The organism is Hydrogenophaga sp. (assembly GCF_011772445.1).
In the GTDB taxonomy this organism is placed as follows: Bacteria; Pseudomonadota; Gammaproteobacteria; order Burkholderiales; family Burkholderiaceae_C; genus Hydrogenophaga.
The window spans coordinates 215,777-230,806 of the sequence record NZ_WVZN01000005.1; the positions used below are offsets into that span (position 1 = coordinate 215,777).

Annotated in this window: 15 protein-coding genes; 9 read left to right on the plus strand and 6 right to left on the minus strand. The window is 70.1% G+C overall.

Annotated features, from left to right (window positions below; all coding sequences use genetic code 11):
• Positions 1 to 37: 37 nt before the first annotated feature.
• Positions 38 to 2,236, minus strand: coding sequence for a malate synthase G (locus GTO19_RS02575; RefSeq protein ID WP_291018146.1), 2,199 nt, complete (start codon positions 2,234 to 2,236; stop codon positions 38 to 40).
• Positions 2,237 to 2,271: 35 nt separating this feature from the next.
• Positions 2,272 to 2,967 (minus strand): haloacid dehalogenase type II, encoded by a 696-nt coding sequence (locus GTO19_RS02580; protein WP_291018148.1) that lies wholly within the window; start codon positions 2,965 to 2,967, stop codon positions 2,272 to 2,274.
• A gap of 107 nt (positions 2,968 to 3,074) precedes the next feature.
• On the opposite strand from GTO19_RS02580, the gene GTO19_RS02585 reads away from it, so the two are divergent.
• On the plus strand, positions 3,075 to 4,277 hold the full coding sequence (locus GTO19_RS02585; RefSeq protein ID WP_291018150.1) for a CaiB/BaiF CoA-transferase family protein: 1,203 nt from the start codon (positions 3,075 to 3,077) through the stop codon (positions 4,275 to 4,277).
• 5 nt (positions 4,278 to 4,282) lie between these two features.
• Positions 4,283 to 5,212: a LysR family transcriptional regulator gene (locus GTO19_RS02590; RefSeq protein WP_291018152.1), complete on the plus strand. Its 930-nt coding sequence runs from the start codon at positions 4,283 to 4,285 to the stop codon at positions 5,210 to 5,212.
• Here GTO19_RS02590 and GTO19_RS02595 read toward each other — a convergent pair.
• Genes GTO19_RS02595 through GTO19_RS02605 form a run of 3 tightly spaced genes read right to left on the minus strand, consistent with a single transcriptional unit; the run spans position 5,169 to position 8,227 of the window.
• Positions 5,169 to 5,927, minus strand: a complete 759-nt coding sequence (locus tag GTO19_RS02595; protein WP_291018154.1) for a nitrilase-related carbon-nitrogen hydrolase — start codon at positions 5,925 to 5,927, stop codon at positions 5,169 to 5,171. The genes GTO19_RS02590 and GTO19_RS02595 overlap by 44 nt on opposite strands.
• 4 nt (positions 5,928 to 5,931) lie before the next feature.
• Entirely contained in the window at positions 5,932 to 7,593 is a 1,662-nt protein-coding gene (locus GTO19_RS02600; RefSeq protein WP_291018156.1) for an NAD(P)/FAD-dependent oxidoreductase, read from the minus strand.
• A gap of 7 nt (positions 7,594 to 7,600) precedes the next feature.
• Positions 7,601 to 8,227 carry a LysE family transporter gene (locus GTO19_RS02605; protein WP_291018158.1) on the minus strand — a complete coding sequence of 209 codons (627 nt, stop codon included), beginning with the start codon at positions 8,225 to 8,227 and terminating at the stop codon, positions 7,601 to 7,603.
• A gap of 103 nt (positions 8,228 to 8,330) precedes the next feature.
• Between GTO19_RS02605 and GTO19_RS02610 the strand changes: the two genes are divergently transcribed.
• Positions 8,331 to 9,236 (plus strand): HTH-type transcriptional regulator ArgP, encoded by a 906-nt coding sequence (locus GTO19_RS02610; RefSeq protein ID WP_291018161.1) that lies wholly within the window; start codon positions 8,331 to 8,333, stop codon positions 9,234 to 9,236.
• Positions 9,237 to 9,240: 4 nt separating this feature from the next.
• Here the strand turns inward: GTO19_RS02610 and GTO19_RS02615 are convergent, their stop codons facing one another.
• Positions 9,241 to 9,441, minus strand: coding sequence for a hypothetical protein (locus GTO19_RS02615; protein WP_291018164.1), 201 nt, complete (start codon positions 9,439 to 9,441; stop codon positions 9,241 to 9,243).
• A gap of 115 nt (positions 9,442 to 9,556) precedes the next feature.
• Here GTO19_RS02615 and GTO19_RS02620 point away from each other — a divergent pair, with 115 nt between their 5' ends.
• The 6 genes from GTO19_RS02620 to lptB all read left to right on the plus strand — a co-directional run bounded on the left by GTO19_RS02620 (position 9,557) and on the right by lptB (position 15,020).
• The gene (locus GTO19_RS02620) at positions 9,557 to 10,474 is read left to right on the plus strand and encodes a LysR family transcriptional regulator (RefSeq protein ID WP_291018167.1); all 918 of its coding nucleotides are present in this window, start codon (positions 9,557 to 9,559) and stop codon (positions 10,472 to 10,474) included.
• A 9-nt stretch (positions 10,475 to 10,483) separates the two neighbouring features.
• Positions 10,484 to 12,157 (plus strand): arginine--tRNA ligase, encoded by a 1,674-nt coding sequence (gene argS / locus GTO19_RS02625; protein WP_291018170.1) that lies wholly within the window; start codon positions 10,484 to 10,486, stop codon positions 12,155 to 12,157.
• 7 nt (positions 12,158 to 12,164) lie between these two features.
• A complete protein-coding gene (locus tag GTO19_RS02630) occupies positions 12,165 to 12,860 on the plus strand; it encodes an SPOR domain-containing protein (RefSeq protein ID WP_291018173.1) in 696 nt (231 codons plus the stop codon).
• Positions 12,861 to 12,927: 67 nt separating this feature from the next.
• Complete coding sequence (locus tag GTO19_RS02635; RefSeq protein ID WP_291018176.1) at positions 12,928 to 13,548, plus strand: thiol:disulfide interchange protein DsbA/DsbL; 621 nt, start codon at positions 12,928 to 12,930, stop codon at positions 13,546 to 13,548.
• A 63-nt stretch (positions 13,549 to 13,611) separates the two neighbouring features.
• The gene (gene lptA, locus GTO19_RS02640; RefSeq protein ID WP_291018179.1) at positions 13,612 to 14,235 is read left to right on the plus strand and encodes a lipopolysaccharide transport periplasmic protein LptA; all 624 of its coding nucleotides are present in this window, start codon (positions 13,612 to 13,614) and stop codon (positions 14,233 to 14,235) included.
• Entirely contained in the window at positions 14,232 to 15,020 is a 789-nt protein-coding gene (gene lptB, locus GTO19_RS02645) for an LPS export ABC transporter ATP-binding protein (RefSeq protein ID WP_291018181.1), read from the plus strand. Before lptA ends, lptB begins: the two co-directional genes overlap by 4 nt.
• Positions 15,021 to 15,030 lie beyond the last annotated feature (10 nt).

Here is a 15,030-nt window from a genome sequence, read left to right on the forward strand (position 1 = left end):
CCCGCAAGGCGCCCTTCTCGCCTTCTGGCGGGGCCCGTCAGGCCGAGGCCTTCACCTTCAGGCGCCAGGCGTGCAGCAGCGGCTCGGTGTAGCCGCTGGGCTGCTCCTTGCCCTTGAACACCAGGTCCAGCGCGGCCTGGTAGGCCTTGCTGGTCTTGGCGTTGCCGGCCAGGGGCTGGTAAAGCTTGTCGCCCGCGTTCTGCTTGTCCACCTTGGCGGCCATGCGCTCGAAGGTGTCGCGCACCTGCTTTTCACTGACCACGCCATGGTGCAGCCAGTTGGCGATGTGCTGGCTGGAGATGCGCAGCGTGGCGCGGTCTTCCATCAGGCCCACGTCGTTGATGTCGGGCACCTTGGAGCAGCCCACGCCCTGGTCCACCCAGCGCACCACATAGCCCAGGATGCCCTGCGCGTTGTTGTCCAGCTCCTGCTGCTTCTCGGCCGCGCTCCAGTTCGGGTTGGCGCTCACGGGCACGGTGAGCAGGCCGGTGAGCAGGGTGTCGCGTTCCCTGTCGGCGTCGATCTTCTCCATGCCCTTCTGCACGTCGCTCACGAGCACCTGGTGGTAGTGCATGGCGTGCAGCGTGGCGCCGGTGGGGCTGGGCACCCAGGCGGTGTTGGCGCCGGCCTTGGGGTGGGCGATCTTCTGCTCCAGCATGGCCTTCATCAGGTCGGGCATGGCCCACATGCCCTTGCCGATCTGCGCCTTGCCGCGCAGGCCGCACGAGAGGCCCACCAGCACGTTGTTGCGCTCGTACGCCTGGATCCAGGCGCTGGCCTTCATGTCGCCCTTGCGCACCATGGGGCCGGCCAGCATGGCGGTGTGCATCTCGTCGCCGGTGCGGTCGAGGAAGCCGGTGTTGATGAAGGCCACGCGGCTGGGCGCGGCGGCGATGCAGGCTTTCAGGTTCACGGAGGTGCGGCGCTCCTCGTCCATGATGCCCAGCTTGACCGTGCTCTCGGGCAGGCCCAGCAGTTGCTCGACGCGGCCGAACAGCTCGTCGGCGAAGGCCACTTCGCGCGGGCCGTGCATCTTGGGCTTGACGATGTAGACCGAGCCCTTGCGCGAGTTGCGCAGCGGGTGTTTCTTGTCCTTGCGGATGTCGTGCACCGCGATGGCGGTGGTGATGACCGCGTCCATGATGCCCTCGGGAATCTCCTTGCCCTCGGGGCCCCAGAGGATCGCGGGGTTGGTCATCAGGTGGCCCACGTTGCGCACGAAGAGCAGCGAGCGGCCATGCAGGCGGACCGTTTTCTTGCCCTTGGGCGCCGTGTACTCGCGGTCGGCGTTGAGGCCGCGCGTGAGCGTCTGGCCGCCCTTCTCGAAGGTCTCGGTCAACGTGCCCTTGAGGATGCCCAGCCAGTTGCTGTACGCCAGCAGCTTGTCCTCGGCGTCCACCGCGGCCACGGAGTCTTCCAGGTCGAGAATGGTGGACAACGCGGCCTCGACCACCAGGTCGCTCACGCCCGCCGGGTCGGTCTTGCCGATGGCGCTGTCGGGGCGGACCTGGATTTCCAGGTGCAGGCCGTTGTGCGCCAGCAGGATGGCGGAGGGCTTCTTCGCATCGCCCTGGTAGCCGATGAACTGCTTGCCATCGGCCAGCGGGCTGGTGCCGCCGCCGGCCAGCGACACGACCAGCTCACCGTCTTTCACGCGGTAGCCGGTGGAGCCGACGTGGGAGCCCTTCTTCAGCGGGCAGGTGCGGTCCAGCACGTGGCGGGCCCATTCGATGACCTTGGCGCCACGCTTGGGGTTGTAGCGCGCGCCCTTCTCGCAGCCGCCGTCCTCGGCGATCACGTCGGTGCCGTAGAGCGCGTCGTAGAGCCTGCCCCAGCGCGCGTTGGCGGCGTTGAGGGCGTAGCGCGCGTTCAGGATGGGCACCACCAACTGCGGGCCGGCCTGCACCGCGAGCTCGTCGTCCACGTTCTTCGTCGTCGCTTTCACCTTGCCCGGGTCGGGCACGAGGTAGCCGATGGTCTCGAGGAACTTGCGGTAGGCCGCCATGTCGCGCACCGGGCCGGGGTTGGCGCTGTGCCAGGTGTCCAGCTCGGTCTGCAGGCGGTCGCGCTCGGCCAGCAGGGCCGCGTTCTTGGGTGCCAGGCCGCGAACCAGGGTGTCGAAGCCCTGCCAGAAGGCGGCCGGCTCGGTGCCTGTGCCGGGCAGCACCTCGTCGTTGATGAACTGGTACAGGGCCGTGTCGACCTGCAGGCTGTGGATCGTGGTGCGTTGGCTCATGCGAGGGCTCCGGAAGAAAAAACGGAAGACGGGAATCAGAAGAAATCGAGCACGGCGCGCAGGTTGGTGCCGGTCGCCGTGGGTTGGGTGTCGAGTTGCTCGAAGGGCAGATTCGCGCGGTTGATCCACAGGGTCTGGTAGCCGAACCAGGTGGCTCCCAGCACGTCCCAGGCGTTGCTGCTCACGAAGACGATCTGCGCGCGCGTCAGGCCGGTGGCCTGTTCGCCCAGGGCGTACAGCCTGGGGGACGTCTTGAAGGCGCGCACCGACTCGGCGCTGATCACGTGGTCGAACAGGCCCTCGAGCCCGGCGCTGCGCAGGGCGATGCCCAGCATCTCCGGGTCGCCATTGGACAGGATGCCGGTGGTGACGCTCTGCGCGCGCAGCGCCTGCAGCACCTCACGGTTCTCCGGGAAGGACGAGAGGTGGCGGTACTGGTTCATCAGGCTGGCCGCCGCCTCGGCGTAGTCGTCCCAGCGTTCGGCCGCCTGCGGCACCAGCGCCTGGATGGCGTAGCGCAAGGCGCGCTCGGTGAGGTCCCAGAAGCTGCGGTAGTGCGCCGGCTCGCCGCTCATGGTGATGAGGCGCGAGTAGTCGATCTGGCGTTCGCGCCACAGCACGGCCAGGCGCGCCCCGCGGCCCGGGAACAGCTGTTCCGCGCGCAGGCCCACGCTGTACACGTCGAACAGCGTGCCGTAGGCGTCGAAGAGCACGGCGCGGGGTTTGGCCATGGGAAGGCACTGTATTGCAAACATCGGCGCGCATTGATCGGCTCATGCGCGATGGATCCATGACTTTTTTGCGTGTAATCTGCGGCTGATCATTCGAGGAGACCGCATTGAGCCCTGCCCCCGACCGCCCGAGCCTGCCGCTGAGCGGCATCCGCGTCGCCGAGTTCTCGCACATGGTGATGGGCCCCATGTGCGGCATGGTGCTGGCCGACCTGGGCGCCGAGGTGATCAAGGTGGAACCGCCGGCGGGCGACAACACGCGCCGCCTGCTTGGCTCGGGTGCGGGCTTCTTTCCGCTGTTCAACCGCAACAAGAAGAGCCTGGTGCTGGACCTGCAGAGCGAGGAAGGCCGCGAGGCCGCGCTGCGCCTGGTGGCCACGGCCGACGTGCTGGTGGAGAACTTCAAGCCGGAGACCATGCGCAAGCTCGGCCTGGATCACGCGAGCCTGAAGGCGCGCTTCCCGCGCCTGATCCACGTGAGCCACAAGGGCTTCCTGCCCGGGCCGTACGACCACCGCACGGCGCTCGATGAGGTGGTGCAGATGATGGGCGGCCTGGCCTACATGACCGGGCGCCCCGGCGACCCGCTGCGCGCGGGCAGCAGCGTCAACGACATCATGGGCGGGATGTTCGGCGCGATCGGCGTGCTGGCCGCGTTGCGCGAGCGCGAGCGCACCGGGCATGGCCAGGCGGTGCAGAGCGCGCTGTTCGAGAACAACATCTTCCTGGTGGCCCAGCACATGCTGCAGTACGCGGTGACGGGCGCGGCCGCCAACCCCATGCCGCAGCGCATCTCGCCCTGGGGCATCTACGACGTGTTCGACGTGGCCGGCGGCGAGCAGATCTTCCTGGCGGTGGTGAGCGACACGCAGTGGGCCATCTTCTGCAGCGCCATGGGCTGGAGCGACTGGCGCGACGACCCACGCCTGCGCACCAACAACGACCGCGTGCGCGCGCGCGACTGGCTGCTGCCCGAGCTGCGCGCGCGTGTGGCGCAGCGCCCGGCGAAAGAACTGGCCGAGCTGTTCGAGCGCCACGGCCTGCCGTTCGCCCCCATCGCCAAACCGCACGAGCTGCTGGACGACCCGCACCTGCGCGCCACGGGCGGCCTGGCGCCCATCACGCTGCCCGACGGCGAACGCGCCGGCCAGACCGTGCAGACCGTGCCGCTGCCCTTCACCCTGGACGACCAGCGCCTGCCGGTGCACAGCCCGCCGCGGCTGGGGGCGCACAGCGCCGCCGTGCTGCGTGAGCTGGGCTACGAGGACGCGGCGATCGAGCGGATGTCGCGCACGGCGAACAAGGGCTGAAGCGCATGGACAAGCTCAAGCAGCTTGAGACTTTCGTCTCCGTGGCCACGCGCGGCAGCCTCACGGCGGCGGCGCGCGCCGAGTCGGTGGCGCCGGCCATCATCGGCCGCCGGCTGGACGCGCTCGAGTCGCGCCTGGGCGTGAAGCTGCTGGTGCGCACCACGCGGCGCATCTCGCTCACGCACGAAGGCAGCGCCTTCCTGGAGGACTGCCAGCGCCTGCTGACCGACCTGTCGAATGCGGAAGCGAGCGTGAGCGCGGGCGGCGTGAAGGCCAGCGGGCATTTGCGCATCACCGCGCCGGCCGGCTTCGGCCGGCGCCATGTGGCCCCGCTGGTGCCGCGCTTTCGCGAGCTGCACCCGGAGGTGACGGTCTCGCTCAACCTGTCCGACCGCGTGGTGGACGTGGCCGGCGAGGGCTACGACTGCGCCGTGCGCGTGGGCGACCTGCCGGATTCGTCTCTGGTGAGCGTGCGACTGGCCGACAACCGCCGCCTGTGCGTGGCCGCGCCGGCCTACCTGCAGCGGCGGGGCACACCCGAAGCGCCGGCGGATCTGGTGCGGCACGACTGCCTCACCTTGTCCAGCGACGCCTCGCAGACGCGCGGCTGGGCGTTCTCACTGCCCGCCGAGGGCGGCGGCAGCGAGCGCGAGATCCACTACCTGCGCCCCGGCGGCCCCCTGGACTGCAGCGACGGGCAGGTGCTGCACGAGTGGTGTCTGGCGGGTCAGGGCATCGCCTGGCGCAGCACCTGGGAGGTGGAGGCCGACGTCGCCGCCGGCCGCCTGGTGCGGGTGCTCGACGCCTTCGCCGCGCCGCCCAACGGCATCTACGCGCTGTTTCCGCAGCGCAAGCACCTGGCGCTGCGCGTGCGGCTGTGGATCGACTACCTCAAGCACGAGTACGGGCGGGTGGAGTACTGGTCGGGAAAGTGACTGTGGCCTGCAGCACGTCCTCATCGCGCGTCGCCGCGCCCAGGCGCTCACCTGCCCGCGAGCACACGGTCGACAGGCCGTTGTAGACCGTCTCGCCCTCGCGCCCACAGGCGTTCGCATAGGCGATCGCCACGCCAAAGCGCCGCGCCGCCTCCGGCAGGCGCGTGCGTTGCACCTGGTCGTAGCCGACCATGTTGGCCGTCGGCACCAGCACCGCGTGCGCGCCGGCGTCGGCGAGTTGTCGCAGCGGTTCGTCGTGCTCCACGTCGAAACAGATCAACAGGCCCAGGCGCCAGCCGCGCCAGTCGAACCAGGCCGGCGGCGCGCTGCCTGGCGTGAAGCGCAGCGTGTCCCCGTCGCCGAAGAGGTGGGTCTTGCGGTGCACCGCGAGCAGCGCGCCGGTCCCATCGATCGCCGCGGCGCTGTTGAAAGGGCGTGCTTCCTTGTTGGCTTCGGGCCAGCCCGTGACGATGCCGATGCGGTGGCGCCGCGCGATGCCGCGCACCGCCTGCAACAGCGGGCCGTCGGCTGTCTCGGCGTGCGCGATCAGTCGCTCCGGGGCGATGAGGTAACCCGTGAGGAACATCTCGGGCGTGACGAGCCAGTGCGCGCCCCGCGCGGCGGCCTCGCGCGAGGCGCTGTCGAGACGCGCCAGCGCCTCGGTGCTGTCGGCCGGGTGGGCCGTCTGCCAGAGCGCCAGGCGCAGCGGCTCCATGGCCTCAATCGCTCAGCGCCACCGGCCCCATGCCGGGCCAGGCCTCGCAAGGCCCAGGGTTGTCCGCGTGGCTCGCGCCGCCCAGGTGGCGCACCATGCCCGCCACCGCGTTCAGCGCGGTCTGAACCGCGCCCTCCACCCAGGCCGGGGTGAAGGACACGTCGTCGCCCGCGATGAAGAGGCCGCGCTCGGCTTCGGGCAAGGCGTCCTGCATGAAGTGGCCAAACATGCGGTGGTTGTAGCGGTAGTGGCCCGGCAGCGCGCCCTTGAAGGCGCCGAGGAAGTAGGGATCGGCCTCCCAGGACACGCTGATCGGGTCGCCGATGACGTGGCTGGCGATGTCCACGTCGGGGTAGATCCGCTTCAGCGCCGACAAGGCGAGCTGCACGCGCCGTTCGGTGGGGTGCGGCAGCATCTTCAGCGCGTCGCTCATCCAGGCGTAGCTCAGGCAGATGACGCCGGGCTTGTCGGGGCCGTTGTCGAACAGGTAGGTGCCGCGCGTGAGCCGGTCGGTCAGCGTCATGCCCATCACCGGCCAGCCGTCGGCCTTCAGGTCGTTCCAGAACGGCCGGTCCACCATCACGAAGGTCTTGGACGACTGCATGTAGCGCGTGCGGTCCAGCGCCATCCACAGCTTGTGCGAGAACAGCGATTCCTCCACCGCGATCTGCGTGGTGAGCAGCCAGCTCTGGCAGGTGACCAGCACGGCGGGGTAGCGGCGGGTGTTGCCGAGCACGTCGGTGACGTCGATCTGGCCATGCGGCGCACGCGCGATGGCGGCCACGCCCGGGCGGGGCGCGCCGCTGTGCAGGCCGGCGAGCGAGGTACCGGCGCCCCAATGCCCGTGCGCCTTCGCCTCGGGTGCGTGCTGCCACAGGCCCTGTGGCACCTGCTGCACGCCGCCGACCACCAGGTGCTGGTTCTCGTCGCAGCCCGTGAGCACCACGCGCAGGATCTCCAGCATGGAGTTGGGAAAGTCCGAGTCCCAGCCGCCGGTGCCGAAGCCGACCTGGCCGAAGACCTCGCGGTGGTGGAAGGACAGGCGCTGGAAGGCGCGCGATTGCGCGACGAAGTCGTAGAAGGTGCGGTCGTCCCAGAGCGGCACCAGGCGGTCCCACAAGGCCTTCAGGCGCGGCACGTCGCGCTCGCGCAGGGCGTCCTGCAGTTCCCCGAAGCCCGCGCCTTCTTCCAGCGCGTCGGCCCAGGCGGCAGCCACCTCGCTGAAGAGCGGCGGCAGGTCGGCCAGGGTGCGCGCGCGGTGCGTGCGGCCTTCCAGGTCGATCACGGTGCAGCCGGCCGCGGGGGTGAGCGGATTGGGGAAGGGTGTCGTCGCCAGGCCCAGGCGGTCGACGTAGTGGAAGAAGGCCGTGCCGGAGCGTGGGAAGCGCATGCCGCCCAGCTCGGCCACCACGCCCTGGCCGCCCTCGAAGGCCTGCGAGCGCAGCCGCCCGCCCAGTCGCGAGGCCTCGTACACCACGGGCTTGAGGCCCAGTTTCATCAGCTCGAACGCGGCGGTCAGGCCCGCCATGCCCGCGCCGACGATGGCGACCTCGGCACCCAGCAGGTCGCGCGGCACCTTGCCCAGGCCCGCGGGGTGGCGCAGCCAGTCGTCGTAGGCGAAGGGAAAGTCGGGGCCGAAGACGGTGACGGGTTTCGACGAGGGCATGGAGGGCTCAGAAGAGGGAGCTGAGCAGCCAGAAGGCCGTGCCCCACATCATGAGCGCAACCAGCCCGTCCAGCACGCGCCAGATGTGCAGCGAGTTGAGCCGGCGGCCGGCCCAGAAGGCGGCGGCGCCCAGGCCGGTGAACCAGATCAGCGAGCCGGTGGCCGCGCCCAGGCCGAAGACCTCGCTCGCCGGGCCATAGGCCAGCGAGGCGGTGCCGATCAGCACGGCGGTGTCCAGCCAGGCGTGCGGGTTGAGCCAGGAAAAGGCCAGCGCCGAGAACACGGCCTGGCGGCGCGTGGTGGGCGCAGGCGCCAGCGGCTGGCCCTCCAGCCCGCGCGCCGCGGGCGAACGGAAGCGCTGAAAGGCCTGCCAACCGTAGACCGCCAGGAACAGCACGCCCGCGCCGATGAGCGCGCCCTGGAGCTTGTCCGACAGGCCACCGAGTTGGGCCAGGCCCAGCACGCCCAGGCCGATGAGCGCGACGTCGGAGAGGGCGCACAGCGCCACCGTGAGCCACAGGTGCTGGCGTTGCAGGCCCATGCGCAGCACGTGCGCGTTCTGCGGGCCGATGGCCATGATCAGCGACAGGCTCAGCACCATGCCGGCGGAAAAGACGGGAAAGCTCAGGCTCATGCGGGTCTCGGGTGGGGTGACAGCGGGACGCATGGTGCCGCAAAGCCGGCTGATGTTTAATCGAGTTGATTCGAATTCCAATCACTCAAGTTTCATTTAAATCATGCTGGATCCACGCCAACTCGAGGCCCTGGCCGCCGTGGTGGAGCACGGCGGTTTCGGCCCGGCCGCGCAAGCCTTGAAGCTCACCCTGGCGGCGGTCTCCTTGCGCATCAAGTCGCTGGAGGACCAGCTCGGCCAGCGCCTGCTGGTGCGCGGCAAGCGCGTGCGCGCCACGCCCGCCGGCCAGGCCCTGCTGGGCCACGTGAAGCAGGTGCGCCTGATGGAGGCCGACCTGCTGGCCGGCCTCGTCGGCGGCGAGGCGCGCGCGGGCGAGCGCTGGCAGAGCCTGTCGGTGGCGATCAACGCCGATTCGGTGTCGAGCTGGTTTCTGCCTGGCGTGGCGCCGCTGTTGTCGCGCCAGCGCCTGCTGCTGGAGGTCGTCATCGACGACCAGGACCACACCCACGATGCCCTGAAGAGCGGCGACGTGGTGGGCTGCGTGACCACCCGCGCCGACGCCATGCGCGGCTGCGTGGCCGAGCCCCTGGGCGTGATGCGCTACCACTGCGTGGCCACGGCGGCCGTGGCGCAGCGTTGCCGCACACCGCGCGGCGCGGTCTCGCCGCACAAGCTGCTGGCGCAGCCGGCCATCATCTTCAACCGCAAGGACGCGCTGCAGGACGCCTTCCTGGCGCAGCACATCGGCCTGCAGCAGCCGGCCTACCCGCGCCACTACGTGCCGGCGGTGGAGGCCTTCGAGACCGCGATCGAGCTGGGCATGGGCTGGGGCATGGTCCCCACGCAGCATCTGCCCAGGCACCCCAGCCTGACCGAGCTGTTGCCCGGTGCCACGGTGGACGTGGCCCTGTACTGGCAGCACTGGACGCACGAGCCGCCCTCGGCGCAGCGGCTCACGGCGGCGGTGAAGTCGGCGGCGCGCCAGCGCCTGGCGCCGATGGCTGTCTGAGGTCTCAGGCGCCCTGCCGGCGGCCGGCGCCGTGCTGACGCAGCCGGGCGTGCAGGCGCTGTGAACTGCGCGCCAGGCGCGCGGCGGCGTCGCGCTGCATGCGCGCCCAGACGGCGTCCGCGTCGCGCCAGAAATCCGCCATGGCGTGGGCGCGCAGGGCGGCGGCGCGGGCTTCGTGCAGGCACAGGGGCGATTCGGTGGGCATGGCGGGCTCCGGTGGGTGGCGGTGCTTGAACAATAGGAGTGGTGCAGAGGCTTGGAAACGCCTGCAGAAGCCAATTGGTGTTGCAGAAACTGCACAAGCAGCCGAGCATGGCGTCATGAAGCTGGACTTGGACGACGCCGAACTCTTCCTGCGCATCGCCGAACTGGGCTCGCTGTCGGCCGCTGCCCGCGAGCGGGACCTGCCGGTGAGCCAGGTCTCGCGCGCGCTGGCGCGGCTGGAGGCGCGCTGCGGCGCGCGGCTGATGCACCGCAGCACCCACAGCCTGAGCCTGACGGACGAAGGCGACACCTTCGCCGGCCACGCGCGCCGACTGCTGGAGACGCGCGACGAACTGGCGGCCAGCTTCGCCCGCCAGCGCGCCGGCCCCAGTGGCTGGGTGCGCGTCAGCGTGAGCCCCGTGCTGGCCGAAACGGTGATTGCGCCCAGCCTGCCCTCCCTGCACGAGCGCCACCCCCAGCTGCAGCTGGAGGTGATGGCCGACGACCGCATCAGCGACATGGCGCGCGATGGGGTGGACATCGCGGTGCGCACCGGCACGGCGCACAGCGATCAGCTCATCGCGCTTCCGCTGGCGGAGCACGGGCGCCGTCTGTGCGCGGCGCCCGGCTACCTGGCCCGCTTCGGCACCCCGCGCCACCCGGACGAGCTGTCGCAGCACCGCCTCATCACGCACAGTGTCAATGCCGTGCTGAACCGCTGGCCCTATGCCGCGGGCAAGGGCTACGCGCGCGGGGCGGTGTATCAGGCGCGCGGCCACACGCGCAGCGACAACTCGGCCGTCACCATGGCGTTGGCGCTGCAGGGGGCAGGCATTGCGCGGCTCAACGACCTGCTCTCTCGCGAGCACATGGCCCGCGGCGCGCTGGTGCCCGTGCTGGATGACTGGTTCGACCGCAGCCGCGTGCCCATCGTCGCCGTGATGCTGCCCGAGCGTCACCGTCTGCCCAAGCTGCGTGCCTGCATCGATCACTGGCGCGACTGGCTGGCCGGGCGCGTTCGTGCCCCCACCTAAAATCGCCCGATGCTCCAGATCCAACAAGACCTGCTCGCGGCCCTGCGCGACGAGCTGGAAAAACTCAGCCCCGGCGCGGGCGAGAAGGCCGCCTTCGAGTCGCCCAAGGTGGCGGCCCATGGCGATTTCGCCGTGACGGCGGCCATGCAGCTGGCCAAGCCGCTCAGGCTCAACCCGCGCGCCGTGGGCGAGCAGCTGCGCGCCGCTCTGCTGGCGCAGCCGGCCTTCGAGCGCTGGGTCGAGGCGATCGAGATCGCCGGCCCGGGCTTCATCAACATCCGCTTGAAGCCCGAGGCCAAGCAGCAGGTGGTGCACGAGGTGCTGGGCGCGGGCGAACGCTTCGGCGTCCAGCCGGGCAACGGTCAGCGCCTCATGGTCGAGTTCGTCTCTGCCAATCCCACGGGCCCGCTGCACGTGGGCCACGGCCGCCAGGCCGCGCTGGGCGACGCCATCTGCAACCTGTACCAGACCCAGGGCTGGGATGTGCACCGCGAGTTCTATTACAACGACGCGGGCGTGCAGATCAACACCCTGGCCACGTCCACGCAACTGCGCGCGCAGGGCGTGAAGCCCGGCGACGCCAACTGGCCCGAGGCCGCCTACAACGGGGACTACATCCAGGACATCGCGAACGATTTCCTCGCGAAGAAGACCGTGAAGGCCGATGACCGCGAGTTCACGGCCAGCGGCGATGCGAACGACCTCGATGGCATCCGCCAGTTCGCCGTGGCCTACCTGCGCCATGAGCAGGACCTGGATCTGCAGGCTTTCGCCGTCAGGTTCGACCACTACTACCTCGAGTCCAGCCTGTACACCAGCGGTCGCGTCGAGGCCGCGGTGAACCGGCTCATCGCCAACGGCAAGACCTACGAGCAGGACGGCGCGCTGTGGCTGCGCACCACCGACTACGGCGACGACAAGGACCGCGTGATGCGCAAGTCCGACGGCTCGTACACCTACTTCGTGCCCGACGTGGCGTACCACATCGCCAAGTGGGAACGCGGCTTCAGCAAGGTCATCAACATCCAGGGCACCGACCACCACGGCACCATCGCGCGCGTGCGCGCCGGCCTGCAGGCGGCCGACGTGGGCATTCCCGCCGGCTACCCCGACTACGTGCTCCACACCATGGTGCGCGTGGTGCGCGGCGGGCAGGAGGTGAAGATCAGCAAGCGCGCGGGCAGCTACGTCACGCTGCGCGACCTCATCGAATGGACCAGCAAGGACGCGGTGCGCTTCTTCCTGCTCAGCCGCAAGCCCGACACCGAGTACACCTTCGATGTCGACCTGGCCGTGCAGCAGAACAACGACAACCCGGTCTACTACGTGCAGTACGCGCACGCGCGCATCTGCTCGGTGCTGGCCGGCTGGGGTGGCGACGTGGCCACGCTGGCGGGGGCCAATCTGTCCGCGCTGGACACGCCGGCCGCCCAGGCCCTGATGCGCCAGATCGCCAGGTACCCCGAGATGCTCACCGCCGCCGCGCGCGACTTCGCGCCGCACGACGTGACCTTCTACCTGCGCGAGCTTGCCGCGAGTTACCACAGTTACTACGACGCTGAACGCATCCTGGTCGATGATGAAGCGGTCAAGCGCGCGCGCCTGGCGCTCGTCGCGGCCACGCGGCAGGTGCTGCACAATGGCCTGGCCGTGCTGGGCGTGAGCGCGCCGCAGAAGATGTAAGAGCACCATGAGCAAGAAATCCTCCTCCTCCAAGTCGTCGTCGCGCAGCAGCCTGGGCGGCACGCTGGTGGGCTTCATCGTCGGCCTGCTGGTCGGTCTGGCGGCGGCCCTGGCCGTGGCGGTCTACGTCACGCGCGTGCCAGTGCCCTTCGTCGATCGCGGCCTCTCGCGCAGCGCCGAGGACGATGCCAAGGAAGCCGAGCGCAACAAGGGCTGGAACCCCAACCGCGGCGTCAGCGGTATGCCGTCCGCGCCACCCGCCACGCCGGGCGCCGCGCCGGGCACCGAGGGCGCCATCTCCGTGCCGCCCGCCGACGGCCGCACCCTGCCGCCCGCTGGTACCGCGCCGGCGCCAAGCGATCCTCTGGGTGACCTGGCCCGCTCCCGCACCGCCCAGCCCGCGCCCGCCTCGCCCGGTGCCGCACCGGGGGCCGCGCCCGCCGAAGCCCCCGCTCCGGGCGCCGACCCCTACACCTACTTCGTGCAGGCCGGTGCCTTCCGCAACGCACCCGACGCCGAAGCCCAGCGCGCGCGACTGGCCATGCTGGGCATCTCCGCGACGGTGGACGAGCGTGAACAGGCCGGGCGCACCCTCTACCGCGTGCGCGTGGGCCCCTTCGCCCAGAAGGCCCTGGCCGACCTGACCATCGAGCAGTTGCAGGTCAACGGGGTCGAGTCGGCCCTGGTGCGCGTGCAGCGCTGAGCCGGCGCGGGAACTTCCCGCGCTTCGCCCGGCCCAAGCGCTGGTTCAACCCCTGGAGTGCCGTCTCATGCTTCGCCGCGATTTCGCCCTGTCCCTGCTCGCCACCGGCGCCAGCCTGCCGGCCCTGGCCCAACGGATCGCTCCCAAAGAGGGCACCGAATACGTGCGCCTGGGCAAACCCGTGCCCGTGGAAGCGCCGGCAGGCCAGATCGAGGTGGTCGAGTTCTTTGCCTACTCGTGCATCCACTGCTTCAACTTCGAGCCGCTGCTGGAAGACTGGGACAAGCGCAAGCCCGGTGGCACCGTGCTGCGCCGCGTGCCGGTGGCCTTCAGCCCGGCCTTCGTGCCCATGCAGCGCCTGTACTACACGCTGGAGGCCATGAACCTCGTCGAACGCCTGCACACCCAGGTGTTCAAGGCCATCCACGTCGACCGCCAGCCGCTGACCACGCCGGGGCCGATCACCGACTGGGTGGCCAGACAGGGCGTGGACCGGGCGAAGTTTTCGGAGATCTTCAACCACGCCGACACCTTGAAGAAGGCCCAGCACGCGGCCTTGCTGCAGGATGTCTACGGCGTGGAGGGCACGCCCGCCCTGGGCGTGGCCGGCCGCTTCTACATCCCCGGCCAGGGCCCCAAAACGCTGACCATCGCCAACTACCTCATCGGCGAAGCCAAAAAAGGCTGAGGCAGCGACACTCGGGCGCGCGCCCTGGGTGTTTAGAATGCATGCAAGTTTCGTGCCCTTGACATGCCACACGCCCTCCCCCTGCTGCACCGCACCACCCTCGGTTTGCTGATCGCCTGCTCGTTGGCAGGCACCGCCCGGGCCGAGCAGGCCGACCGGCTCAAGCCGATGAACGCCGAGGCCGACAACCTGCGCTACGACGACGCGCGGCAGGTCAGCGTTTTCACCGGCAACGTGGTCATCACCAAGGGCACCATCGTGATCCGCGGCAATCAGGTCGAGGTGCGCCAGGACGCCCAGGGCAACCAGTTCGGCGTCGCGCAGGGCAACCTGGCGTATTTCAGGCAGAAGCGCGACGGTGTCAATGAATTCATCGAGGGTGAGGCCAGGCGCATCGAGTACGACAGCCGCGCCGACGTCGTGCGCTTCATCGGCGACGCGGTGCTGCGCCGCTACCTCGGAACCCAGCTCAACGACGAGACGCGCGGCAGTGTGATCGTCTACGACAACCGCACCGAAGTGTTCACGGTCGACAGCAACCCGGCGGGCGCCAACCCTGGCAACCCCTCGGGGCGCGTGCGCGCCACGCTCACCCCGGTGCCGCGCGAGGGCGAGGCGGCGCCGCAGCCCACGCCCGCCCCCACGCCGCTGCGCCCATCCAATGAGCTCGGCGGAGAGCGCAAGTGAGCGAGTCGCCGTCGACCACCTTCCCCGAAACGCAGGTACTGGCGACCAGCCGCCTGGAGGCCAACGGGCTCAAAAAGGCCTACGGCAGCCGCCTCGTCGTCAAGGACGTGTCGCTCGCGGTGGACAAGGGCGAAGTGGTTGGCCTGCTGGGGCCCAACGGCGCCGGCAAGACGACCTCGTTCTACATGCTCGTGGGCCTGCTGCGCGCCGACGGCGGGCAGATCCTGCTCGATGGCCAGTCGATCGAGCGCCTGCCCATCCACCGCCGCGCGCGCCTGGGCCTGGGGTACCTGCCGCAGGAGGCTTCCATCTTCCGCAAGCTCAGCGTGGCGCAGAACGTGCGCGCCGTGCTGGAACTGCAGGAGGACGCGCGCGGCCGCCCGCTGAGCACCGCCGCCATCGACGAGCGCCTGGACACGCTCTTGCGCGACCTGCACGTCGAGCACCTGCGCGATTCGCCCGCGCCCGCGTTGTCGGGAGGGGAGCGCCGCCGCGTCGAAATCGCGCGCGCCCTGGCCACCGACCCGCGCTTCATCCTGCTCGACGAACCCTTCGCCGGCATCGACCCGATCGCCGTGATCGACATCCAGCGCATCATCGGTCACCTCAAGGCGCGCGGCATCGGCGTGCTCATCACCGACCACAACGTGCGCGAGACCCTGGGCATCTGCGACCGCGCCTACATCATCAACGACGGCCACGTGCTCACCAGTGGCACGCCGTCGGAAATCGTCGAGAACGCCGACGTGCGCCGGGTGTACCTCGGCGAGCACTTCCGCATGTGACCACCGTGAC